A 25,557-nucleotide genomic window follows, 5' to 3' on the forward strand; every position below is an offset into this window, starting at 1 on the left:
CTAAATGGATTTAAGTTTCTCCACAATTTCGTAAACCGCTGGGCAAACCGCCACATTTTTTTGAGTTAAGTTGAGTATTTGGTGTTGTTTTATTCGGTCGGTGTGTGGGAACTCACGACAAGCCTTTGGGCGTACGTCATAAATACTGCATCTATTATCTTTCCCAAGAAAAGCACAGGGAACTTGCTGTAAAACGTAGTCTTTGTCTTCGTCTATTCTTAAGTACTTCTCGGTAAATTCTGAAGGTTTTATTCGGAGGTGTTTGGCTATTCGGCCAATGTCTTTATCGGTAAATAATGGCCCTGTAGTGCTACAGCAGTTGGCACACTCCAAACAATCGGTACAAGCAAAGACTTCTTCATGCAATTGGTGCATTTTTTGGTCTAAGACTTTGGGTTTTACGCCTTTGAGTTTTTGAAAGAACTTTTTGTTTTCTTTCGCTTTTTGTCGGACTAGAGCTCGGTGTTTCTCTAAGTCCATTAGCTTATTCTTCCCGGATAAACTTCAAGAGCTTTTTCTAAACAAACAATAGCTTGAGTAAGGGCTTCTTGGTTCAGTACATAAGCAATACGCACTTGATTTGTTCCCGTATTAGGTGTAGAATAAAAACCTGCTGCTGGTGCTACCATAAGCGTTTTGCCTTCATGGTCAAATTCTTCCAATAGCCATTGAGCGAATTTATCGGCATTATCAACCGGCAATTGAGCGATGCAATAAAAGGCTCCTTTAGGTTTTGGACATATCACGCCTTCTATTTTATTCAGCCCTTCTATCAGTAAATCTCTACGTTGAACATACTCCGTACTGACTTCATCAAAATAAGATTGAGGTGTACTAAGTGCCGCTTCACCAGCTACTTGACCAAAGGTTGGTGGTGACAAACGGGCTTGAGCAAATTTTAAGGCCGTCGCCATAAGCTCTTTATTCTTAGAAATCAAACAGCCCACACGAATACCACACATGCTGTATCGTTTAGAAGTAGAATCTATAACTACGGCGTGTTGTTCCAAGCCTTCAATGTTCAATACAGAATGGTGTGTGTTACCATCGTAGCAAAACTCTCTGTAAACTTCGTCAGCAAACAAAAATAAGTCGTGTTTTATAACGATATCTCTTAATGTTTCTAATTCTTCTTTTGAATACAAATAGCCAGTAGGATTACCTGGGTTGCATATCATAATAGCTTTGGTTTGAGGCGTAATCAGTTTTTCAAATTCTTCTATAGCAGGTAGGGCAAAGCCATCATTAATGCTTGTTGTAATGGGCTTAACCTTTACCCCTGCAGAAATTGAGAAACCGTTGTAATTGGCGTAGAAAGGTTCTGGAATTATGATTTCATCGCCATTGTCTAAACAGGAATTTAGTCCAAACAGCAAGGCTTCAGAGCCACCAGTCGTTACCATAACGTCATGGTAGTCTATGTCAATTCCTAATTTTTGGTAATAAGTTGCTAAGCCTTTTCTATAGCTTTCAAAGCCTGCCGAATGGCTATACTCTACCACCTTATGATTGAAATTATGTATGGCGTCAAGTGCCAATTTGGGTGATTCTATATCGGGTTGGCCTATGTTGAGGTGAAATACCGTTTTACCCTTTTTTTTAGCACCTTCAGCAAAAGGAACTAACTTTCGTATTGGTGATTCAGGCATTTTTGTGCCTTTATTAGAGATGTTTGGCATAACTATCGAATAAAAAAACACCCCCAATTAAGGGGGCGTTGGTATTAGTTTAAAACAGAAATTCTATATTATTTAACTTCTAAAACCGAAGTTTTTGGTTTTGTCGGTGCAGCTGGAGCTTCAACAGGCTTTTTCACTTCACCTTTAATAGTCAAAATCTTTGTTTTTTCTGGAGCGTTTGTTGTTAACGTAATTGTTTTTGTAAATTTTCCAATTCTGTTAGTAGCATATTTAACTCCAATAGTTGCAGACTCGCCAGGTGCAATTGGTGCTTTTGGCCAAGTAGGGACAGTACATCCACAACTACCTTTAGCATTAGAAATTATAAGAGGTGCATTTCCTGTATTAGTCAAAACAAATTCTCTTTTACCATCTGCATTATGCTCGATAAGACCATAATCCATAACTGAGGTTTCAAATTCCATCTTTGGACCATTTACAGCTTGTTGTTCATTAGGCGCTTTAGTTTGTGCTTGTGCTACCATAAAACCACTGATTAATGCTATTGCTAGAAATATCTTTTTCATCTTTAAATATATGTTTTGATTCATTATACAAATAAGAACAACAAATGTAACAAATTATTGTATTCTAATTATCTTATTTATCTAAGCAATTTTAGGTCTAAAATATTATTTTTGGCAATCCGATTACATATATATAAATGAGTATTCCAAAAACATACGATTCGAATAGTGCTGAAGCAAAGTGGTACGACCATTGGTTGGCAAAAGGTTATTTTAATTCTATTCCAGACAGTAGAGAGGCTTACACCATAGTCATTCCACCACCCAATGTAACGGGAGTTCTTCACATGGGGCATATGTTAAATAACACCTTGCAAGATGTATTAATTCGCAAAGCTCGTATGCAAGGTTTTAATGCGTGTTGGGTGCCTGGTACGGATCACGCTTCAATTGCAACAGAAGCTAAGGTTGTACAGAAGTTAGCGAACGAAGGTATCGACAAATCCGACTTAAGCAGAGAGGAGTTTATGACTCACGCTTGGGAGTGGAAAGAAAAGCACGGTGGAATTATCCTCGAACAACTTAAAAAGTTAGGGGCTTCTTGTGATTGGAATAGAACAAAGTTTACTATGGACGATGATATGAGTGAATCTGTCATCAAGGTATTTGTTGATTTACACCGAAAAGGGTTGATATATAGAGGCGTAAGAATGGTCAATTGGGACCCAAGCGCACAAACTGCTCTTTCTGACGAGGAGGTGATTCACAAGGAAGTGCAATCTAATTTATACCACATACGCTATAAAATTGAGGGTACTGAAGAATATTTAACGGTTGCCACAACTCGTCCAGAAACAATATTGGGTGATAGTGCCATTTGTGTCAATCCTAATGATGAACGTTACGCCCACCTCAAGGGCAAAAATGCCATTGTGCCACTTATTAACCGTTCTGTACCCATTATTTTTGATGACTATGTTGATATGGAGTTTGGTACAGGAGCATTGAAAGTTACTCCTGCTCATGATATCAATGATTATCAGCTTGGTGATAAACATAATTTAGAAGTCATAGATATACTCAACGATGACGGTACACTTAATGAATCTGCTCAATTATTTGTAGGAAAGGACCGATTTGTTGTAAGAAAAGAAATAGCTCAAGAGTTAGAAAAAACTAAGCATTTGGTTGAGGTGGAAAGTTTAGTTAATAAAGTTGGTTTTTCTGAAAGAACGGATGTTGTCATAGAACCTAAGTTATCTATGCAGTGGTTTTTCAAAATGGAAAACTTTTCTAAACCAGCTTTAGAAAATGTCATGAATGACACTATAAAATTCCATCCTGAAAAATTTAAAAATACCTACCGACACTGGATGGAAAACATCAAAGATTGGTGTGTTTCTAGACAATTGTGGTGGGGGCAACAAATTCCAGCTTATTATTATGATGGTAATAATTATGTAGTAGCCGAATCAATTGGAGAAGCACTAGCAGAGGCTCAAAAGATTAAGCCCGACATTACTATTTCTGATTTAAGACAAGATGAAGATGTATTGGATACTTGGTTTTCATCATGGTTATGGCCTATCTCTGTTTTTGATGGAATAAGAAATCCTGATAATGAAGAAATAAACTACTATTATCCTACTAATGATTTGGTAACAGCTCCTGAGATTTTATTCTTTTGGGTAGCTCGAATGATAATGTCTGGTTACGAGTACAAAGGAGATTTGCCTTTTAAAAATGTTTATCTGACAGGAATTGTACGTGATAAGCAAGGTAGAAAGATGTCTAAATCACTTGGAAATTCACCTGACCCTATTGAACTTATTGAGAAATATGGAGCGGATGGCGTTAGAGTAGGTATGCTTTTATCTTCTCCAGCAGGTAATGACTTGCCATTTGATGAATCTTTATGCGAGCAGGGTAGAAACTTCTCCAATAAAATATGGAATGCTACTCGCCTCATTAAAGGATGGGAAGTTGCTGATATAGAACAACCAGAATCCTCTAAAATAGCAGTTGAATGGTTCGAAAATAAATTTCAGCATACATTAGAATTAATTAATGATGCCTATTCCAAATATAGAATTTCAGAGGCTTTAATGCTAACATATCGATTGGTATGGGACGACTTCTGTTCATGGTATTTGGAGTCTATTAAGCCAGATTATCAAAAGCCTATCGATAGTAAAACTTTAGACAATACCATTAGCTTAATGGAAAATTTATTGAAGCTATTGCATCCTTTTATGCCTTTCCTAACCGAAGAAATATGGCATCTTTTAGCCAACAGGTCAGAAGATATTATTGTTTCTGAATGGCCAAAGACTTCTTCTATTAAAAATGATGTTCTTTCTAACTTTGACTACGCTACTGAAATAGTTTCTGCAATTCGTACAATAAGAAAAGATAAACAAATACCGAATAAAGACAGTCTAAAATTATTCATTAAGACTAATGAAGCTACTTCCAAGTCAACGGACGCTTTGGTTTCACGACTTGCCAATTTATCTGAACTGTCATACACCTCAGATACTATTGAAGGAGCATTTTCTTTTAGGGTGAAGTCCAACGAATTTTTTGTGCCATTATCGGATAATATAGATGTTGGAGCAGAGCTAGAAAAATTACGCTCAGAGTTGGATTATACTCAAGGCTTTTTAAAGTCAGTAATGGGCAAGCTTTCTAATGAACGTTTTGTGAACAATGCTCCTGAACAAGTTGTTGCAATGGAAAGAAAAAAGCAATCGGATGCCGAAGCAAAGATTGCTGTTTTACAAGAGCAGATTAAAGCTATCTCTTAGTTGATAACTAGTTTTTGAGTCTGTTCTACTTGTTCTCCCTTAAGAGTAATAAAGTAAATTCCTTTCTCCCAATTAGATGTTTGCAATTGAAACGAATTAGTAGTTGTTTTTTGACTAAGAACAATCTTTCCACTAGCATCTGATACTATTATTCTATTGACAACAATATCGTTTGACCATTCAACAATAGCTTTGTCTTTTGCTGGGTTAGGAAAAACACTAACCTTTGTCTTATCATCTACCTCTTGAACGCCAACTAAATCTGGAAAGACATCATAAATGGATGTTATAATAGTTGAATAAACGCCAGTACCATGAGTTCCAACAATAAGTTTACCATCACTTTCTCTGTAGCGTATATTTTCTACAACTACATTTCCTATTATTTCAGTTCCTATTTGCGTCCATTCGGTATCATAACCTTCGAGTTTATCCGTAGCGTATAGTCCAGTACTTCCTCCTACAATGTACAAGGTATCACTTCCTAGGACAGCAATTTCAGCAGTACGCATAGATGGGCCATTACCACCACCTGCAATATTATCCTCTAAGTTTCCAGCAACTCTTTTCCAGCTTTGTCCACCATTGTCTGTAAAAACAATACTGTAAGTAGAATAATTGGAGGCTAACACCAATACACGGTCAGAATTAGTAGGGTCAACTTCTACTGCAGAGATGTATTTATTATTTCCAATTCCAAGGCTAGATAATTGTACTAACTCAGGGTCTCCAACATTTGCATTATCTATTCTGTAAACTAAACTTCTCTGTGTTCCCAAGTAAACCGTATTAGCAGGAGAAGTAGACACGTCCATACAACTGATGGGATTTAAAGATGTATCTGTAAAGGCTTCCCAACCAATATTTGTTCTTTCTTTTGAATTGTTATATGGATAATTACCAGCATCATTATTTCTCCAAAGCGTTGTATTGTTATTGAAATAAATGATGTCATCATCATTGGGGTCCATAACCAAATAATTGATAAAATCATAATCCGAAGTATCGGCATCTAGTGGGTCCATTCTGTTATAAGCCATTACTTGACCTTGAGCATTTAATTTCATTTTGAATAATACGCCTCTTTGAATTTGAAGGTAGAAATCTTCTTCATTATCAGCGACCACGCTATAACATCCATCGCCATTAAAAGGCATCACCCAACTGTCTGTTTCATCATCACTGATAGTGATAAAATTTCCATTATCTTGAAATCCTCCAACTATTAAGTCACTTGTTCCTTTTCCAAAGTTTACCGCATACAATTGAGTAGTTTGGTAGCCGTTGTTAAGACTTTGCCATAAGTGTGGACTAGCCATGCAGTTTGTAGATTTATAAACACCGCCATCATTTGCACTCAAAATAATATTGTTGTCAGAAGGTAAAAATAAAAGGTCGTGTTGGTCTGGATGATGTTTGCTATAAATATCCCAGTTTCCGTAGCCATGGTCAGAGCCTTCAAAGTAGCCACCTATCTGAACAGTATTACTGTCAGAAGTAAAACCGTCTGTTGAACGCCACAAGTTCGTGCCTCCAATAAACACTACATTTGGCTCATCAGGTTTTACTTTCACTAATAAATCGTATCCACCTTGAGCATTAAAATTATCAAAGGTAGTGGGGCGATTAGCTGGTATATTAGCTGAAAGATTTACCCAGTTTCCACAAGTGTCATTACCATCACCACACAGGTAGGTATATTTCCAAAAGGATGTCCAGGTTTCTCCTCCAAAAAAGGTATTGGTGTATTGTCCAGAATTTTCAGTTTCTGCGGTTAAGAAATACACCTCGTTCTCATTAGAAGGATTTATTCCTATTGCTGTTCTTCCATATACATTTCCAAATCCATCAGGAATAATATTCGTCCATTCCATACCATCTGCAGAACGCCATATTCCTTTACCTGTTCCATCAGAGCTAAGTGTGGCATACACTACTCCTTCAGAAGTAATATCCACATTAGTGTAATAGGCATTTCCACCGCCCACCTCTTCCAGCCAACTTTCTCCGCCATCTACGGAGCGTAAAATACTACCGTAGGTTGCCATGTACATTTCATCTTCATCAAGATTTGAAGGGTCTAAAGCAATATTCCAAGCAAAATCAAAAACATTAAACCCTCCTGCAGGGTTATTGTCCGCGGTAGAGCTTATAGAATCCCATGTCAAGCCGTTGTCAATAGACTTGTAAATACCATTACCATCAAAATAGGCTCCATCGCCAGAGGCTGAGTTTCCTGCTAATTCTCCAGTACCATAGTACCAGATGTTTTCTTTGCCTGGTCTAGTATCTTGTGCAATACAGGTTACATTATGCAGTTGGAAATGTCTCGTCATTTTGTTCCAACTTTGTCCTAAGTCCGTAGAGCGCCAAATTCCTCCAGATGCCCCGCCAGCAATTAGGGTGTTTTCATCTGTAACATCATAGGCCAAAGCTCTAGTTCTTCCACCTACATTATAAGGGCCTTCTGCTGTCCAAGTAAGATTAGAATTATTGAGGTCATTGGGCAAGCTTTGAGCAAAACGCAATTCTTTGGTTCTGATATTTTTGGGTACAACACCCTGACTGTTTGTTAATCGTTTAGCGTCCCATGATTTTCTAGCTCTAGGAGATTCAGATGGTGCTTTGTACACACTGTTGAAATCAATAGGGGTGTTATTTTCTGGAATAAATAAAAAGATTGCCAAAATAACTGCAGTGACACTTAGAATAACTTTAAAAGACTTCATAATAGAAATGGAAGTTTAGAAATTAGTTTGTATAAAATTATCAGCTTTTGAAACACTATCGCTAACAGAAATACCGTCAAAATAGTTCCCTAATATATAAAAATTAGGATTATTATTTTCAAAATTCTGAATAGCATCAAGAAGAGATTGATGATTTAAATTGTACTGAGGAATACCCTTCGAATACCTATAATGATTAGAGAAAATAGGTTCATTGTTTACTTCCATTAACTCCATAAATTCTTCAAGTACTAATGATTTTAATTTTGAGGGTTCTAATTGACACAACTCCTTTTGTCTGCTACCGCCAACTATAACGGTGAATAGCTCTTTTTCTGTTGGAGAAACATGAGAGAAAATACGACTGTTGAATAGAATTCCTAAAAAATGTTTCTTGTCACTTGCCTTACTCAAAACACCAAAACCTTGAGAGTGGTTATTTATATCACTTTTATTGAAACCGAAATGAAAAACATCAACTGGAACATATTCAACATCTTCAAGGCAATTTTTTAGCCTTTCATTATTTACATAATGGGCTAGTGCATAGGCGGGTAGTGTTGATATAATATTTTGACAACTTATGGTATCCTTGGCTGTCTCAATAATGTAGCCGTTATCCTTTTTTTCAATTTTTTTAATCTGACAATCCAATTGAATGTGAGCGTTCAATTGTTTAGCTATGGCATTTGTTAATTGAGATAATCCATTAGGCAAGTTAAACATTTTGGCTTTGGACTTTTTCTTTTTTTTAGCCATACCTTTAATTACGCTACCATATTCTTGTTCTGCTTCCCATAGTAATTTAAGGGTATGTTTGGCACTCATATTATGGGTGTTTCCAGAATAAATACCTGTCACGAAAGGTTCAACGAATTGGTGTAAGATACCTTCTCCAAAGCGTGTTTTTACAAAATCGGCAACAGAAGTATTTTGTTTATGCTTTTGAATGAATGGTTCTTTAAAGAGTCTTAACTTTTCTTTCAAAGACAACAGTGGACTTTTAAAAAATTCTGAAGGATTTCTTGGTAGAAGGTGCAATTTATCATTCAATAACACATACCTATTGCTCTCTGCTGATTCTTTTGGAACGCTGATAGTGTCCCATAAGTCATAAACTTTGATGAGATTGATAATGGAATCGTTGTTTAGCAAAACGGTATTAGGACCATTTTCTACAATAAAACCCTCTTTTATTTCTGAGGATATATTTCCACCTACTCTATTGTTTTTTTCCAGTACTAAAAAATCTTCATTTTTTAGTGATAAATAATGAGCTGTGCTGAGTCCAGTAATGCCAGCGCCTAGAATAACGGTATTTTTTTTTATAGAAGCGATGTGCAAATTTAGCCAAAATAAGCACCGAAAATATATATTTGCATACCCAAGTTATTTAAAAATGCAAGAACCGAACCCATACCAACCTAAAAATAAAATCCGAATAGTTACGGCTGCTAGTCTTTTTGACGGACATGATGCGGCTATAAATATTATGCGTCGTATCATTCAAGCTACTGGATGTGAAGTTATACATTTAGGGCATGACCGCTCAGTAGAAGAAGTGGTCAATTGTGCTATTGAAGAAGATGCCAATGCCATTGCTATGACCTCATACCAAGGAGGACATACCGAGTACCTAAAGTATATGTACGATTTACTTCAGGAAAAAGGGTCAGGACACATACGTATTTTTGCTGGTGGTGGTGGAACTATTTTGCCCGAAGAAATTAAAGAATTACAAGACTATGGTATATGCCGTATTTACCATCCAGATGATGGTAGAGCTATGGGTCTACAAGGCATGATAAACGATTTAGTTCAAAAATCAGATTTTCCAACTGGCAAAGATGTTCAAGATTGTATCAAAGATTTATCAAATGTTCAAAATATAGCTCGATTAATTTCTGCTGCTGAGAATTTTCCAAAAGAGTCTGAAAAAGAATTAAACGCCATCAAAAAGTTAGCAGACCAATCAAAAACACCGGTATTAGGAATTACTGGAACAGGTGGTGCTGGTAAGTCCTCTTTAGTAGATGAGTTAGTTCGTCGTTTTTTAATTGACTTTAGTGACAAACGACTAGCTATCATTTCTGTTGACCCTTCAAAACGTAAAACAGGCGGGGCACTTTTGGGCGATAGAATTCGTATGAATGCTATCAAAAACAATAGAGTTTATATGCGTTCATTGGCAACTAGACAAGCTAATTTAGCCTTGTCTGCACATGTCAATAAGGCTTTGGATATTCTCAAAGCTGCAAATTATGACTTGATAATTTTAGAAACTTCAGGAATAGGACAGTCTGATACCGAAATATTAGAACATTCTGATACTTCTTTGTATGTTATGACGCCAGAGTACGGAGCAGCCACTCAGTTGGAAAAGATTGATATGTTAGATTTTGCTGACATTATAGCGATTAACAAATTTGATAAAAGAGGTTCTTTAGATGCATTGAGAGATGTAAAAAAACAATATCAGCGTAATCATAAGTTATTTGAAACTGATGTTAATCAAATGCCAGTTTTTGGAACTATAGCATCTCAATTTAATGATCCTGGTGCTAATTCTCTTTATAAAGCTCTGATTAATAAAGTGGTGGAAAAGACGGGTGCTTCTTTAGATTCATCTTTTGAAATAAGTAAAGAAATGTCTGAAAAGATATTTGTAATACCACCTAAGAGAAATAGGTATTTAGCTGAAATTGCTGATACTAATAGAGCTTATGATAGCTGGGCTGAACAACAAAAAATAGTTGCTCAAGAGTTGTATGCACTTAACGCTTCTATACAATCTGTAGAACAATCAAAATCCAAGGATAAAGAGCAATTAAAAAAACAATTGAAAGCGATTTATGATGAACGAATTCTAGAATTAGACCCTAAGAATATGTTGCTCATAGAGGGTTGGAATGATATAAAACAAGCTTATAAAAAGGAGAAATTTATTTATAAAGTCCGTAACAAAGAAATATCTATTCAAACTCATACAGAATCTTTGTCTGGTTCACAAATTCCTAAAATATCTGTTCCAAAATATTCGTCTTGGGGTGATTTATTGCATTGGCAATTGCAAGAGAATTTGCCTGGTAAATTCCCTTTCACTTCAGGTATTTTTCCTTTTAAAAGAGAAGGGGAAGATCCTACTAGAATGTTTGCTGGTGAGGGTGGGCCTGAACGTACTAATAAGCGTTTTCATTATGTCAGTTTAGGTATGCCTGCCAAACGTTTGTCCACAGCTTTTGATTCGGTTACGCTTTATGGAAATGACCCTGATTATAGACCTGACATTTATGGAAAAATAGGTAATGCAGGAGTTTCTATCTGTTGTTTAGACGATGCTAAAAAACTTTATTCAGGTTTTAATCTATGCTCTTCATCTACATCTGTATCTATGACTATCAATGGCCCTGCGCCTATGTTATTAGCTTACTTTATGAATGCTGCTATAGATCAACAATGCGAACTGTACATTAAAGAAAACCAGCTAGAAAAAGAAGTTCAGAAAAAAATAGATGCTATTTATAAAGGTAAGGAACGTCCATCTTATCAAGGAGAATTACCAGAAGGTAATGATGGACTTGGTTTGATGTTGTTAGGAGTTACTGGCGATCAAGTTTTACCCATAGATGTCTATAACAAAATTAAGTATGATACATTAAAAGTAGTAAGAGGTACTGTTCAAGCTGATATCTTAAAAGAAGATCAAGCACAAAACACGTGTATATTCTCTACCGAATTTGCACTTAGAATGATGGGCGATGTTCAACAGTATTTCATTGACAAAGAAATTAGAAACTTCTACTCTGTGTCGATTTCTGGTTATCATATTGCAGAGGCTGGTGCAAATCCAATTTCCCAATTAGCCTTTACACTAGCAAATGGCTTTACCTATGTGGAATACTATTTGAGTCGTGGTATGGATATTAATAAGTTTGGTCCAAACTTATCCTTCTTTTTCTCAAACGGTATTGACCCTGAATATGCTGTTATTGGGCGTGTAGCTAGACGTATTTGGGCTAAGGCCATGAAGCAACGTTATGGAGCTAATGAACGTGCTCAAATGTTAAAGTATCATATTCAAACTTCTGGTCGTTCTTTACACGCACAAGAGATTGATTTTAATGATATCAGAACAACCCTTCAAGCTTTGTATGCTATTTATGATAATTGTAATTCTTTGCATACTAACGCTTATGATGAGGCTATCACAACACCAACAGAAGACTCTGTAAGACGAGCTATGGCTATACAGCTAATAATTAACAAAGAGTTAGGTTTAGCTAAAAACGAAAATCCTTTGCAAGGCTCTTTCATTATTGAAGAGCTAACTGATTTAGTTGAAGAAGCCGTATTACTTGAATTTGAAAGGATTACAGAGAGGGGAGGTGTGCTTGGTGCGATGGAAACTATGTATCAACGCTCAAAGATTCAAGAAGAGTCTATGCATTATGAAATGCTCAAACATACAGGTGAGTTTCCAATCATTGGAGTAAATACCTTTTTGAATTCTAAAGGCTCTCCTACTATTATTCCTTCGGAAGTAATTAGAGCTACCCAAGAAGAAAAGGAATATCAGATAAAAATGCTTCAGCAATTAATAGCAAATAACGCCTCAGATTCTAAAAATCAGATAGATAGTTTACAACATTCAGCCATACAAAACCAAAACATTTTTGAAGTAATGATGGAGGCGGCAAAAATTTGTTCACTAGGGCAAATAACGAATGCTCTATTTGAAGTTGGTGGTCAGTATAGAAGGAATATGTAGTTATTTATACTCTTTCATTGAACTCTTAGTAGAGTTTAATTTTTTAAGTGATTCTTTAATATTCATTTTTTGTTTTTCTTGAGAATCTTTAAGTGATTTTATATTTTCTTCACTCATTCTTATTTTCTCATTATTACTGCTTATTTTTTCATTAGCTTTTTTCATCTTTTTTTCAAGGTCTTTCTTTTCTTGACTTAACTTTTTAGCTTCTTTTTCAATTAATTTTAATTGTTCTTCTAAAGCACCTTCATTATGGTCAACTATTTCGGTTTGTAAAAGCTCAATGTTAGAATTGTTCGCTTTGATATCAGCTTCTAAATTGGAAATATTGTTTTCTTCATTAGCGACTAATATTTTATTTTCTTCAATTTCTCCTATGGTTTTCAGTCCTTCTTTATTTAATGCTTTTAGTCTTTTTCTAGCCTTTTTATCTATATTTTCTGCTGACTTTAAGTTGACTTTTTCAGTTTCATTGCCTTTAAGTGAGGAATTTAGAATAGCTATTTCGCCTTTTATTTCGGCTATATTTTCTTTGTGTTTTTCAATGGATTTATACAATGATTTATTCTCCTTTTTAATATCTGAGATACTGGTGTTTATAGATTTTACACTTTTACCAGCTATTTCACCTTCTTTAGCTTTTAGTAGTTCATTATTTTTTGAAATCGCTAGTTCCTTGTTGCTAATGGCAGATGTTAGTTGCTCTATTTCTTGTTCGGAGTTTTTGATAGTAATATTGCTTTTTACAATGTTATTGTGTTCATTAGCTTCATCTTTCTCAAAATCACTAAGTTTTTTCTTTTCGTCTTTAAGTTCTTTTTCTCGTTCTTTCATTAGTATTTCATACTCATTAAAAACGGCTTTTTTTGCGATGGTTTTAACAAGGTTTTTATAATGAGAAATATCATTTGGTGTTAGTTCTTCAGATACAATTGACTCATTAGTTTTGAAAAAAGCATACATAGTGGCATTGCCATTGGTTTCAATAATTTTCACTTTTCCTTTAGAAAGTTTTTGATTTTCTTTTAAAATAAAATCTGAAATATGAAATTCATCTTCCACATCTTTTACTGCACTTAGTTTAGAATTGTATTTTTTAAAAACTTCCTTAGTGGCAGTTTCCACATTATTTTTTGATACCTTATCAAACAGAATTTGAATTGCTGGTACACTACCTTCAGAAAATGTATAATCGCTTTGTATTCCCTCGCTAAACTTTTGAGCCGATAGAGAATAACATACAATCATTAGTAGTAAAGTAAGTAAGTTTCGATTTTTCATGGTTTTAGGTTTTGGTTTAGAGTTTAAATCATTCTATTTCGTAGATAACCCGTGTTTGCCATTCATCAGGATTAGGTGTTTGGCTAGGGTTAGTAACATAGATTTCATACGGACTACCAGTAGTCGAATAATTATTTTCTTGACAGAAGTCTTTAATTTTTTGATGCGTGTCAAAAATTGTTCGATAGTCTCCAAAATGAGTAGCCTGTGCTGTTAGTTTAGGTAATGTTTGATAGAAGCTCATTCCATTTCTCAAGGAGTCTTTGATGTTAGTTTTTAGAAAAGCTCCTGCTCTTAAAATAATCCAGTCATTATCACCTGGTTTTTGAGGGAATGACAGGTATTGCGCAAAGGGTTGTTCAACAGCGGTTATGTCATTTGTGGATATATAATCAAAGGTTTTACTATATATTTCACTTAATGATTGACTAATATTTGAGCTAGAGCAAGTATCGATTATTGCAATGATTTTTTGCGAATCCCATTCTTGTATCTTTACCTCGCTACTTTTTGATAGAATAGTTTCACAATAATTTTTAAGGTTTTTAAGTCCTTTTTCATGGTCACCTTTCATCATTTTGCTAATGACGGGTCCAAAGATACGTGCTAAAAAGGGTAATTCACCACTATTTTTCCAACTTACCTTTACCTTATTGTCAATGGATTCCAAATAAAATGAAGCCATAAAAGGACTATTATTTTCTATTGTAATTCTGAAATCAATTTGTTTAATGTAGTCATTGTTTGTAATTTCCATTTTGCCGTTGCCAGAATTTTCACTGTCCCAAGTTCTGTATGCACCAACACCATAAGTTATGTCAGAGACACTCATTTTTATGGTTGTATCGGTTTCTATCCAAGGATCCCAATTTTCCCAATTTTCAAAATTGTTAATTTGGTCGTAAACGATATAAGGGCTACTGTCGATGTCAATACTTGTAGACACTTTAAATTTTTCACTAAAGAAAAGATTTGAAATAAGGTAAATAAACATTATTCCTAATAAGCTGTACAGAATTATTTTGAGAAACTTCATTTGTAGCAAATTTATTGATGGCTAATTTAAGTATAAAAAGTTATTTCATATAGCCTCTAAAAACATAGATTACAAAAGCTATTACTATTACAGATAGAATAAACAATGAGCTTCCTCTATAATGTATTTTATTAAGCTTCAGTTCTTTACGGTATGACCAAATAAGATAACATACAAATGAAAAAGCAAAAATGGCGGCAAAAATCCAATGGCCTTGAGTAATATTTTCCATTATTTTTCTAATTCAATTTCGAATTCGAGTCTGATAATGTCTGAAATAGCTTCATCTCCTAAGTTGTCAAAGAAAGAATTGGAGCCGTACTTTAATCCATATTTAGTTCGGTCAAAACTACATTCGCCAACTGCTATTACCTTACCATTGTCTTGATATTTCAGTTCAAGAGGAATATTAACAGGGGCTAGCTTACCTTTGATGTTGAGTTGACCTAGAAGATTAAACTTATTATTTCCTAATGGTGTTGACCTTAAGAGTTGGAAAATAGCTTCAGGGTATTTTTCAACATCGAAGAATCTACTGCTTTTCAAATCATCAACCAGCATTGCTTTGTATTGCTTGGATTCAATATCTTGGTTAGTAATAGACCTCATGTTGATTACGAATTTTGCACCTACTAATCTTCCGTCGCAATTTATCCTAAGTTCACCACTTTGAAGTTGAATGTTTCCAAAGTGTTTAGCATTTAACTTTTCTCCATGCCAAACTAAATTACTAGTCTTGATATTGGCTTTGTAGGTATCTACATGAATGAAAGTAAATCCACTAAAAATTAATAGGGTACTTATAGCTAAAGCTATTTTTTTCATTATTGTTCTATATTTTAGAAATGTTCTTACAAAATTAACTTATTTTGAATAACGATTTTACGTAATTAAAAAATAATATGATTGACAAAATTAACAAGGTAAAAAAGTTTCATGAAGTTTTCTTAATCGGTAACGAAGACACACCTAAAGCTATTGTTGATGAATCTACTTTTTTATTGAGACACCGTTTAATGCAGGAGGAAAATGAAGAGTATTTAGAGGCTTGTCAAAATGGCGATATGGTAGAAATTGCAGACGCCTTAGGTGATATGCTATACATATGGTGTGGTACAGTTTTAAAGCATGGCATGCAAGATGTTATTGGTGAAATTTTTGATGAAATTCAAAGAAGTAATATGTCAAAACTTGATGAAAATAATCAGCCAATATTTAGGGAAGATGGTAAAGTTTTGAAGGGAGCAAATTACTTCAAGCCCGATATCAAAGGTATTTTGGAAAAGCATGTTAAAAGTTTATAGACTAAATGTTGATGACGATAAGTTTTCTGATGTTCGGCAAGTCAGAAATGAGGTATTTGTTGTTGAACAAGGAGTTAGCGAGTCTGATGAACACGATGATTTTGAGTCTTCAGCAAGACATTACTTAATAACAAAGAATGATGTCAGTTGTGGGGTTGCTCGATGGAGAAACACCGATAAAGGTATAAAGCTTGAACGTTTTGCAGTGCTTGCTAAATTTAGGGGCAGTGGCGTGGGAAAACGTCTTGTTGAAGAAGTATTGAAAGATGTTTTGCCTATGAAACAAAAGGTTTACCTACATGCTCAGATACAGACCGTAGATTTTTATCAAAAGTTAAGCTTTGAAATAGATGGAGATCTATTTGAAGAGGCGGGTATTAAGCATTACAAAATGACATTTAAACCTTAAACGTCCAGCCATTAACATCTTCAATCTTGCCGTATTGAATGCCCAGCAATTCACTTTTTAGTACGGTAGCGTAAGAGTTTTGGTTTATTTCTTCAATATGTATTACCGTATCGTTAAAAGTAATGGAGTTTATTGGATTTAGGGTTACTGCTGTGCCAACGCCAAAAGCTTCTTTTAAACGACCGTTGTTATAGTGTTCTATAATTTCAGAAACTGAAATTCTTCTTTCTTCAACCTCAATACCTTTTTGTTTGGCAATAGTAATGATACTATCTCGAGTAATTCCGCCTAATATGCTTTCACTCAATTCGGGAGTGATGATTTTATCATCTATTCTGAACATGATATTCATAGTTCCACATTCTTCAATGTATTCATGACTTATGGCATCTGTCCATATAATTTGTGTAAAGCCCTCATTTTGCGCTTTTTTGGTAGGGGCAAAGGAAGCGGCATAGTTACCTGCTGCTTTGGCAAAGCCTGTTCCACCGACAACAGAACGGGCGTATTTTTGCTCAATTTTCAGATTTGTTTTTCCAGCATAATAAGTAGATGTTGGAGAGGTTATAATCATAAATTTAAACTCACTTGCTGGAGTAGCTCGAATGAATTCGCTTTCGGCAATCATAAATGGGCGAATATATAAAGACATACTATCAGAATGAGGTATCCAATCTTTATCAATTTCTAATAATGTAGTTAGGCCTTGCATGAAGATGGCTTCGTCAATTCTAGGCATACACAACCTGTCGGCAGAATGATTTAGTCTTTTTAAGTTTTCTAGAGGTCTAAATAAAAGGGTTTCTCCTTGTTCGTTTTTATAAGCCTTCATTCCCTCAAAGATAGCTTGACCATAATGAAAAACGTGTGTTCCTGGGTTTAAACTTAGTGGTCCATAAGGAAGTATTTCAGGCTTTTGCCATTCATTATTTTTAAAAGATATGCTAAACATATGGTCACTAAAACACTTGCCAAACGACAAATTATCGAAGTCTGTTTGCTCTATTTTAGATTGTATTGTTTTAGTAATTTCCATAAAGGTTTTAATATTTATTTGATGTATCTAAAATCGTGTCCATCTTTTATTTTCAGTAGCGCATGGTAAATCAATTTGATAACATTATCAACATCATCTTTATGTACGCTTTCAACAGTAGTATGCATATATCTCAATGGTAATGAAATAAGAGCTGAGGCAACACCACCTGTCGAGTAAGCAAAAGCATCTGTATCAGTACCAGTTGCACGTGATGCTGCTGCTCTTTGGAATGGTATTTTATTTTTATCTGCTGTGTCAATAATTAAATTCAAAAGGTTATTCTGTACTGCAGGACCATAAGTTAAAACAGGTCCTTTGCCACAAAACAAATCGCCTTGTTTAATTTTGTTAATCATAGGGGTTTGGGTATCATGACATACATCTGTAACAATAGCCACATCCGGTTTAATTCTTTCCGTAATCATTTGTGCCCCTCTCAAACCAACTTCTTCTTGAACAGAGTTTGTTATGTACAATCCAAAAGGTAATTTCTTTTTATTCTCTTTGAGAAGTCTTGCTACTTCTGCAATCATAAAGCCACCAACTCTATTGTCTAAGGCTCTTCCTACATAGAATGTGTCGTTTAGCATCATGAACTCGTCTTTGTAAGTAACAACACAACCTACATGAACACCAAGTTTCTCAACTTCTTCTTTGGTAGTACAACCACAGTCTAAGAAAATGTTATCCAATTTTGGAGATTTTTCTTCGCTTCCATGTCTAGTGTGTATTGCTGGCCAACCAAATACTGCATCAACAATACCTTTATCAGTATGAATATTGACTCTTTTAGACGGTGCTATTTGATGGTCACTGCCGCCATTTCTTCTTAAATAAATGAAGCCATCTTTGGTAATGTAATGTACAAACCAAGATATTTCGTCAGCATGTGCCTCTATTACTACTTTATATTTGGCTTTTGGGTTAATAACACCAACAACTGTGCCATATGTATCAACAAAATAATCATCTACATAAGGTTTAATATAATTTAGCCATAGCTTTTGACCTTCACTTTCGAAGCCTGTTGGCGATGCATTGTTAAGGTATTGCTCTAAAAAAGCGATGGATTTTTTATTGGTAACAGTTTTTTTCTTTGCCATATTTTTTGTGAGATTGGGTCAGCAAAGCTAATAAAATATACTTAATTTGTGTAATGCTAAACTTGAAAATCATAGCGACAAATGACGGAAGTAAAACCCTAAAAATCACTAAATGGAATGAACATTATCACTCCACTCATGGTGCAATTAGCGAGGCTCAGCATGTTTACATAAAAAATGGTCTTGATCGTATTAAATCTAAAGAAATATCAATCTTTGAAATGGGCTTTGGTACTGGTTTGAATACTTTTATGACATACCTTTACGGCTTAAAAAATCAGCGTACCATAAACTACTATGCTATTGAAAAAGAACCCTTATCTCTTGAGTTAGTCAATCAGTTGGATTATGTCGATTTATTAGATGCATTTTCTGAAGAACATATCTTTAACAAATTGCATACAAGTTCTTGGGATATGCTTACTGATATTTCAACTCATTTTCATTTATTCAAAATACACAATACCATTCAGAAATATGAATTTGACACCACTTTTGATTTAATTTTTTACGATGCCTTTGGTTTTCGTGTTCAGCCTGAATTGTGGCAAAAAGATATCTTCGAGAAGTTGGTCAAAAGTTTAAAAAGAGGTGGTGTTTTGGTAACATATTGTGCAAAAGGGGAAGTCAAACGCATTTTGAAATCTTTAGGAATGGAGGTAGAATCTCTAGCAGGACCACCCGGTAAAAAAGAAATGATACGAGCGATTCGTTTGTAAAAAGTAGCTAAAAACTCTTTTTTAACAGAAAAAACCATTATTAGCAAATAAATTAATACATTTGCGCTCCTTTTTAACAGATAATATTATACAATATGGCTAATCACAAGTCAGCAAAGAAAAGAATAAGACAAACAGCAAAGAGAAATGCTGCTAATAGTTATTATCACAAAACAGCTCGTAATGCTGTAAGAAAGTTAAGAGCTACTACCGATAAGAAAGAAGCTACAGCTTTATTACCTGCTTTAGAGTCTATGTTAGATAAACTGACTAAAAGAAATATCATTCACAAAAACAAAGCTGCTAATTTAAAATCTAAGTTAGCTAAGCATGTGAATAGTCTATAATTGATTTATAGGCTTTATGTCTAAAGGCTTCTCGTTTGAGAAGCCTTTTTTTTTATTTTTGTTTTATGAGCCATAAAAAACTAACTATAAAGTCGTGGTCTGAAGACGATAGACCAAGAGAAAAACTCATTTCCAAAGGAGCTAAATCATTAAGTAATGCAGAATTAATAGCCATACTTATCGGCTCTGGAAATAACAAACAATCAGCCGTAGATTTATCAAAACATATTTTGTCGCAATGTGGTGGCAAACTTTCAGTTTTATCAAAGATGACTATCAATGATTTGACACAATTTAAAGGTATTGGACAGGCCAAAGCCATTAGCATTATGGCATCTTCAGAGCTTGCTAAAAGAAAAAGTTTAGAAGTGCAGTCAGAAATAAAAAAGATTAAATCTAGTCAAGACGCTTATAATTTTATGAAATATCATTTACATGATTTGAATCACGAACAATTTTGGATTATGTTATTGAGCCGTTCCAATAGTGTTATACATTTTACTAAAATTAGTCAAGGCGGTCTTAGTGCAACTCTAGTCGACCCCAAGTTAATATTCAGTATTGCGTTAGAGTGGAAAGCCAGTGGATTGATATTGTTTCATAATCACCCGTCAGGTAATTTACAAGCTAGTGAAAGCGATAAAAAATTGACTCAAAAGATAGTTAAATCGGCAGAATTATTAGAAATTAACGTACTCGACCATATAATTGTGGGGCAAAACACTTACTTTAGCTTTGCAGACGAACACGAGCTCTAAATGCTGATTTATACACCTAAAATAACAAGTAGAATACAATATAGCTTTCAGCTTATTTTCGATACGGTTTGGAAAATGGATTATCAACTCACCGAAGATGCTGAAGTTTTTCTTTCTCATCAAGGTGCTAAACTTAATTATTCTAATAAACAATTTGCAGATGAATGTTTTCTAAAAACCTATGGATTGCTATCTGAAAAAGGTATTTTAGATCAGGAGTTAATTTTTGATACATGGAGTGAATTACCGATCTTTTTTCAAGTCAAAGATTCTTTTTTACCTTTTGACGTATTTTCAGCCTCTTTTTATTTAGTATCTCGATACGAAGAATACTTGCCACACATAAAAGACCACTATGAGCGTTTTACGGCCAAAGAAAGTCTAGCTTTAAAGCACGATTTTTTACACCGCCCTCTTATCAATTTATGGCTCAAGGAATTTAGAAAGCTTCTCGAAAGAAAATTTCCATCATTAGAGTTTCCAAAAACTCAATTTACTTATCAATCCACCATAGATGTTGATAATGCTTATTGTTTTTTAGAAAAAGGCTTTGTTAGAACAACAGCCTCTTTTATACGTTCGGCAATACAGCTAGACAAAGATGCTATTAAGGAACGCAAAGATGTATTATTAGGTAAATTGCCTGACCCTTATGATACTTTTGAATATCAGCTAAAGTTGAATGAAAAGTATGGTATTGATGTTGTGTATTTTGTTTTGTTGGCAGATTATGCTTTGAATGATAAAAACTGTTCGGTTTACAGTAGAAAATTCCAATTGTTAATTAAACATTTAGCAGATTATGCTGAAGTAGGAATACACCCCTCATTCGCTTCCAATAAAAGTTTTGATACACTATCAATAGAAAAAAAGCGTTTAGAAAATATTCTTAAAAAGGAAGTAAAGTTATCAAGACAACATTTTTTAAAGTTGGAAATACCCAAAACATATAGAAACCTTTTGGAATTGTCTATAAGTGATGACTATACTATGGGCTATGCTGCACATTTAGGTTTTAGAGCCAGTATATGTACGCCTTTTTATTTTTACGACTTGGAGGTGGAGTCGTCTACCAAACTTAAAGTTCATCCTTTTTCAGTAATGGACGCTACTCTTAAATATTACTTAAAATCTCAACCTAATGAAGCCCTAAGAAAAATTCAATTAATTATTGATGAAGTAAAAAGTGTAAATGGGCATTTCATTTCCTTATGGCATAATGAGACATGGAGTGATTATAAAGAATGGAAAGGCTGGATTCACCTTTATGAGCAAATGCTACAATACATCAAAAAGTGATTCAATATATAGCAAACAATAATCTTGATTACGAAAAGTGGGATAATTGTATCATTGGGTCTGTCAATGGTTCTTTTTATGCTAAGTCTTGGTATTTGGATATCGTTTGTGAGCAATGGGACGCATTAGTTCTCAACGATTACCAGGCTGTGATGCCTTTACCCAAAAGAAAAAAGTGGGGTATAACATATATATATCAGCCATTTATGTGTCAGCAGTTAGGAGTATTTCATAAGCAAGAGAGTTATTGTGTGGATGATTTTATATCAGCTATTCCTAAAGAAATTTTATATTTTAATTTCAATTTAAATACTCATAATTCATCGACAATTTGTGTGTCAAAAAGTAATGTAAACTATTTATTGCCACTCGATAAAAATATAGAAGAATTAAGAGCTAATTATTCCAAAAGTCATTTAAAAAATTTGAGACGTGCCAATAGGCATAATCTTTCTATTGCATCTGTGCCAGATAGTGCTGAACAGTTTTTAAAGAATAAGCGTCTTTTAGCGTCTGGTTTTATGAATGCAAAGCAATTTGATTTAGAGTTAAAAATCATAAAAACATCTTTAGAACTTGCTAAAGGAGAAATTTTTTCGGTCAAGGGAAATCAAGGCAATTGCTGTTCGGTCTTTGTCATAAACGATAACAAAAGATTGTATTTGCTGAGTTCATATTCTAATGAAGAAGGCAGAAATAAATTAGCTTATTTTTTCCTTTTAGATTATATCTTCTCACTAGAAAAATTTAGAGGTTTTGTTTTTGACTTTGAAGGCTCCAATTTAGATGGTGTAGCCCAGAGAAATAAAGGCTTCGGTGCTAAACCAACTACATATATTACTATATATCAGAGTTTGTGGGGCAGATGTCTAAACTTTATAGGAGTTAATTCGTAATCTTTTTCCAATTCTGTTCAGCTTGTTTTTTTAAGTCACTATTACTTTCTAGCCACTTCTCTTTTTTATCGTTGAAATAGTATTCGTAGAACAGGTATAATTCCCCATCTATAATTAAAAAACTTTTAGGATCTACTCTTTCTTTTTCCCCATCTATAGCCATGCTGAAAGCACACCAACCTCCAAATTTTGGAAGGTACTTTTTAGGGTTAATTTTAAAGCTTTGCATATGGCTTTCGGAAGAAAAAAAGTAGTGTGCGCCTTGGTAAGTGTATTTGAATTCTTTTTTACCAGTTTTTGATTCGTTTAGTTTAAAGTAAGCAACTAAATCGTAACCATCAATAGCTATGTTTTTCTTATTTAGGTTCAGATGGAGATTGTCATTTTGAGAATAAGTGCTAATACTAAAAAAAAGGAAGAAAAAAAAGAATAGCTTTTTCATTATAAAATGATATTAATGAATTTCCAACAAAAGTAAAATAATAAATATCTATTCTCTAACAAATACATAAATTTATGATTGATGTCATCATTTTTTTACAATAATTTGACGAAATTTGTGTTAATAATTAAATAAAAACCTAGACAATCCAAAATGCAATTCATTCAATTCATCTCAGTTTTATTGTTGGGAGGTGTTAAATTCTTCTTAGCCATACCTTTGGCTGTACAGTATAATTTTTCATTTTGGGAAACCTTTATCTTCAGTTGTATAGGTGGGGTAATGGGAGTTATTGTTTTCTCAAAATTTAGAAAAGTAGTTCTAAAAATCTACTATCGTATTTTCCCATTTGACTATAATGCAAAAAAGGAAAAAAATTTTAAAAAAATAATTGCTGTAAAAGCAGCTAGAAAGTATGGTTTGTTCGGCATTGCATTTTTAACTCCAATCTTTTTTTCAATACCCATTGGTACATTTATTGCACTTCACTTTTTTCCTAACAAGAAAAAGACTTTACCTATTTTGTTTGCATCGGTTTTAGGGTGGTCTTTTCTATTGACACTTATTTGGGTTTAATATGTACAAACATCTTTTCTTTGATTTAGATAGAACACTGTGGGATTTTGAAAAGAATTCTAACGAAGTTTTGCTAGAATTATATCAACATTATGACTTGCTGACCAAGGGAATTGTCGATAGCAAAGTATTTATTGAAAGGTATAAGCACCATAATGAAAAACTATGGGATTTATATCGACAAAATAAAATTGAAAAGGAGAAGCTAAGAGACGAGCGATTTAAAATTACCTTAGATGAGTTTGGTGTTAATAGTCCAGAATTAGCTGCTAATTTAGGTGAAGACTATGTTGCTAATTGTCCTAAGAAGACCAATTTATTCCCCTATGTACACTCTACTCTAAACTACCTTAAGGATAGGTATATATTACACATTATTACTAACGGTTTTGAAGAAGTCCAATATCAGAAGTTAGAAAACAGCAATTTAATTGATTATTTTGAGCAGATTATTACCTCAGAACAAGTAGGATTTAAAAAACCTAGCCAACAAATTTTCAAGTTTTCTTTGCTTAAAGCTTTTGCTAAACCATCTGATAGTTTGATGATAGGTGACGATTTACATGCCGATATTTTAGGTGCTAAAGATATGGGTATGGCACAAGTATTTTTTAATCCTTTAAAAATCGAACACTCTAATTCTGAGATTACTTACGAAATTAACTGTTTGAGTGAGTTAGAGGAGATATTATAAATCCCATCTTTTTTAGGTCTTCCCAATAACTAGGATACGATTTATTGACCACCTCTATATTCTTTATTTTAATATCAAAAAGTAAAGCAAAAGGGGCTAGGCACATAGCCATTCTATGATCATTATGGCTATCAAAACTTTCTGTTGGAGTATGCAAAACAGACGACTCTAGTTGTATAGTATCCTCGGAATAACGACTAAGTTGACCTATTTTATTCAATTCAATATGAAGTGCTTTTAGGCGATGGCTTTCTTTTAGTTTAAGGTTGTTTAACCCCTTAATTTTTGCTGATTTTGATAGTGCCGATAGAGCACAACAATAGGCTTGGGCTAAATCAGGGGTATCTATTAGATTAACATTGTAATCGCCATTGAAACCCTTATTAAACTTCTTGACATAAAGTGTATTGTTTTTAAATTCGTGTTGTAGTCCAAATTTTTCAAATAAATTCAGAACATAACTATCGCCTTGCCAACTATCTTTTGAGAGACCAGAAATATTAACTTGAGCTGATTTGGCAATGGATATGCTTTGTAAGACAAAAGCTAGGGCACTCCAATCTGCTTCAATACTCAAATCATTATTTTTATAGTCTTGAGCTTTTATCTGAATGATATTATCTGTCCAAGTCGATTGAATACCAAAATATCGCATAATGTCTAAGGTCATTTTAATATATGGCTTGGACAGTAGCTCACCTTTTAAGGATAATGAAAGTCCTTTTTTTAGTGTGGGTGCAATTAATAAAAGAGCAGAAACAAACTGACTGCTAACAGATGTAGAAATATCTACTTTTCCTCCTTCTAAAGTTTTTCCATTAATGGCTAAAGGAGGAAAGCCATCTTTTTCTAAGTAATTTATATCAGCGCCAATACTATTTAAGGCCTCCACTAAATGGCCGATGGGACGTTCTTTCATTCGTTCACTACCTGTCAAAATATAACTACCTTTTTGCTGACTAAGGTAAGCCGTGAGAAATCGCATACTTGTACCTGAGTCACCAACATCAATAGTATTAGAGGTCGTTTGTAATGCTTTAATTAGAGATTGTGTGTCGCTAGATTGTGAGAGGTTAAAAAGTGCGGGTTTAGATTGGCATAAAGCCTGTATAATGAGGGCTCTATTGCTTATGCTTTTAGAGGGAGGAAGGATAAGGTCAGCATTAATCGATTTACTAGTATGTGAAATCAAAAAATCCATAAT

Annotated in this window: 23 protein-coding genes; 11 read left to right on the top strand and 12 right to left on the bottom strand. The window is 34.2% G+C overall.

All coding sequences use genetic code 11. The annotated features are described in order from the left end of the window. The 3 genes from ISP71_06235 to ISP71_06245 all read right to left on the bottom strand — a co-directional run bounded on the left by ISP71_06235 (position 1) and on the right by ISP71_06245 (position 2,206). Positions 1 to 480, bottom strand: a complete 480-nt coding sequence (locus tag ISP71_06235; protein ID MBL6663685.1) for a YkgJ family cysteine cluster protein — start codon at positions 478 to 480, stop codon at positions 1 to 3. After that, positions 480 to 1,679: a pyridoxal phosphate-dependent aminotransferase gene (locus ISP71_06240; GenBank protein ID MBL6663686.1), complete on the bottom strand. Its 1,200-nt coding sequence runs from the start codon at positions 1,677 to 1,679 to the stop codon at positions 480 to 482. Before ISP71_06240 ends, ISP71_06235 begins: the two co-directional genes overlap by 1 nt. Positions 1,680 to 1,747: 68 nt before the next feature. Continuing rightward, positions 1,748 to 2,206, bottom strand: coding sequence for a DUF1573 domain-containing protein (locus ISP71_06245; protein MBL6663687.1), 459 nt, complete (start codon positions 2,204 to 2,206; stop codon positions 1,748 to 1,750). Positions 2,207 to 2,343: 137 nt separating this feature from the next. Here ISP71_06245 and ISP71_06250 point away from each other — a divergent pair, with 137 nt between their 5' ends. Next, positions 2,344 to 4,953 carry a valine--tRNA ligase gene (locus ISP71_06250; GenBank protein ID MBL6663688.1) on the top strand — a complete coding sequence of 870 codons (2,610 nt, stop codon included), beginning with the start codon at positions 2,344 to 2,346 and terminating at the stop codon, positions 4,951 to 4,953. Here the strand turns inward: ISP71_06250 and ISP71_06255 are convergent. Both ISP71_06255 and hemG read right to left on the bottom strand, forming a co-directional pair. After that, positions 4,950 to 7,682 carry a T9SS type A sorting domain-containing protein gene (locus tag ISP71_06255; protein ID MBL6663689.1) on the bottom strand — a complete coding sequence of 911 codons (2,733 nt, stop codon included), beginning with the start codon at positions 7,680 to 7,682 and terminating at the stop codon, positions 4,950 to 4,952. The two genes, ISP71_06250 and ISP71_06255, sit on opposite strands and share 4 nt — an antisense overlap. A 15-nt stretch (positions 7,683 to 7,697) precedes the next feature. Further along, the gene (gene hemG, locus ISP71_06260; protein MBL6663690.1) at positions 7,698 to 9,026 is read right to left on the bottom strand and encodes a protoporphyrinogen oxidase; all 1,329 of its coding nucleotides are present in this window, start codon (positions 9,024 to 9,026) and stop codon (positions 7,698 to 7,700) included. Positions 9,027 to 9,081: 55 nt separating this feature from the next. Here hemG and ISP71_06265 point away from each other — a divergent pair, with 55 nt between their 5' ends. Beyond that, positions 9,082 to 12,450, top strand: coding sequence for a methylmalonyl-CoA mutase family protein (locus ISP71_06265; protein MBL6663691.1), 3,369 nt, complete (start codon positions 9,082 to 9,084; stop codon positions 12,448 to 12,450). Here the strand turns inward: ISP71_06265 and ISP71_06270 are convergent, their stop codons facing one another. From ISP71_06270 to ISP71_06280, 3 genes are all read right to left on the bottom strand, one after another. Next, a complete protein-coding gene (locus ISP71_06270; protein MBL6663692.1) occupies positions 12,451 to 13,731 on the bottom strand; it encodes a hypothetical protein in 1,281 nt (426 codons plus the stop codon). A 28-nt stretch (positions 13,732 to 13,759) separates the two neighbouring features. Further along, positions 13,760 to 14,767: an SRPBCC family protein gene (locus ISP71_06275; protein MBL6663693.1), complete on the bottom strand. Its 1,008-nt coding sequence runs from the start codon at positions 14,765 to 14,767 to the stop codon at positions 13,760 to 13,762. Positions 14,768 to 14,998: 231 nt separating this feature from the next. After that, positions 14,999 to 15,592: a YceI family protein gene (locus ISP71_06280; GenBank protein MBL6663694.1), complete on the bottom strand. Its 594-nt coding sequence runs from the start codon at positions 15,590 to 15,592 to the stop codon at positions 14,999 to 15,001. 77 nt (positions 15,593 to 15,669) lie between these two features. Between ISP71_06280 and ISP71_06285 the strand changes: the two genes are divergently transcribed. Both ISP71_06285 and ISP71_06290 read left to right on the top strand, forming a co-directional pair. Next, a complete protein-coding gene (locus ISP71_06285; protein MBL6663695.1) occupies positions 15,670 to 16,071 on the top strand; it encodes a nucleoside triphosphate pyrophosphohydrolase family protein in 402 nt (133 codons plus the stop codon). Beyond that, a complete protein-coding gene (locus ISP71_06290) occupies positions 16,055 to 16,480 on the top strand; it encodes a GNAT family N-acetyltransferase (GenBank protein MBL6663696.1) in 426 nt (141 codons plus the stop codon). Before ISP71_06285 ends, ISP71_06290 begins: the two co-directional genes overlap by 17 nt. Here ISP71_06290 and ISP71_06295 read toward each other — a convergent pair. After that, the gene (locus tag ISP71_06295) at positions 16,470 to 17,516 is read right to left on the bottom strand and encodes a branched-chain amino acid aminotransferase (GenBank protein ID MBL6663697.1); all 1,047 of its coding nucleotides are present in this window, start codon (positions 17,514 to 17,516) and stop codon (positions 16,470 to 16,472) included. The genes ISP71_06290 and ISP71_06295 overlap by 11 nt on opposite strands. A gap of 14 nt (positions 17,517 to 17,530) precedes the next feature. After that, complete coding sequence (locus ISP71_06300) at positions 17,531 to 18,622, bottom strand: M42 family metallopeptidase (protein ID MBL6663698.1); 1,092 nt, start codon at positions 18,620 to 18,622, stop codon at positions 17,531 to 17,533. A gap of 53 nt (positions 18,623 to 18,675) precedes the next feature. Here ISP71_06300 and mnmD point away from each other — a divergent pair, with 53 nt between their 5' ends. From mnmD to ISP71_06325, 5 genes are all read left to right on the top strand, one after another. Next, positions 18,676 to 19,341 (top strand): tRNA (5-methylaminomethyl-2-thiouridine)(34)-methyltransferase MnmD, encoded by a 666-nt coding sequence (gene mnmD / locus ISP71_06305; protein ID MBL6663699.1) that lies wholly within the window; start codon positions 18,676 to 18,678, stop codon positions 19,339 to 19,341. A 95-nt stretch (positions 19,342 to 19,436) separates the two neighbouring features. Then, complete coding sequence (locus tag ISP71_06310; protein MBL6663700.1) at positions 19,437 to 19,688, top strand: 30S ribosomal protein S20; 252 nt, start codon at positions 19,437 to 19,439, stop codon at positions 19,686 to 19,688. A gap of 65 nt (positions 19,689 to 19,753) precedes the next feature. Continuing rightward, the gene (radC, locus tag ISP71_06315) at positions 19,754 to 20,446 is read left to right on the top strand and encodes a DNA repair protein RadC (GenBank protein ID MBL6663701.1); all 693 of its coding nucleotides are present in this window, start codon (positions 19,754 to 19,756) and stop codon (positions 20,444 to 20,446) included. Further along, entirely contained in the window at positions 20,447 to 21,745 is a 1,299-nt protein-coding gene (locus tag ISP71_06320; protein MBL6663702.1) for a polysaccharide deacetylase family protein, read from the top strand. Next, positions 21,742 to 22,641, top strand: coding sequence for a hypothetical protein (locus ISP71_06325; GenBank protein MBL6663703.1), 900 nt, complete (start codon positions 21,742 to 21,744; stop codon positions 22,639 to 22,641). The genes ISP71_06320 and ISP71_06325 overlap by 4 nt, the downstream gene beginning before the upstream one ends. On the opposite strand, the gene ISP71_06330 is transcribed toward ISP71_06325, so the two are convergent. Beyond that, positions 22,631 to 23,083: a YHS domain-containing protein gene (locus ISP71_06330; GenBank protein ID MBL6663704.1), complete on the bottom strand. Its 453-nt coding sequence runs from the start codon at positions 23,081 to 23,083 to the stop codon at positions 22,631 to 22,633. The two genes, ISP71_06325 and ISP71_06330, sit on opposite strands and share 11 nt — an antisense overlap. 153 nt (positions 23,084 to 23,236) lie before the next feature. Between ISP71_06330 and ISP71_06335 the strand changes: the two genes are divergently transcribed. Together ISP71_06335 and ISP71_06340 are read left to right on the top strand one after the other, a co-directional pair. Then, positions 23,237 to 23,659 (top strand): hypothetical protein, encoded by a 423-nt coding sequence (locus tag ISP71_06335; protein MBL6663705.1) that lies wholly within the window; start codon positions 23,237 to 23,239, stop codon positions 23,657 to 23,659. Position 23,660: 1 nt separating this feature from the next. Further along, positions 23,661 to 24,353, top strand: coding sequence for a noncanonical pyrimidine nucleotidase, YjjG family (locus ISP71_06340; protein ID MBL6663706.1), 693 nt, complete (start codon positions 23,661 to 23,663; stop codon positions 24,351 to 24,353). Here ISP71_06340 and ISP71_06345 read toward each other — a convergent pair. Beyond that, positions 24,319 to 25,554, bottom strand: a complete 1,236-nt coding sequence (locus ISP71_06345; GenBank protein MBL6663707.1) for a 3-phosphoshikimate 1-carboxyvinyltransferase — start codon at positions 25,552 to 25,554, stop codon at positions 24,319 to 24,321. The two genes, ISP71_06340 and ISP71_06345, sit on opposite strands and share 35 nt — an antisense overlap. Positions 25,555 to 25,557: the final 3 nt, after the last annotated feature.

This window comes from Flavobacteriales bacterium (assembly GCA_016779995.1).
Lineage (GTDB): Bacteria > Bacteroidota > Bacteroidia > Flavobacteriales > UBA7312 > UBA8444.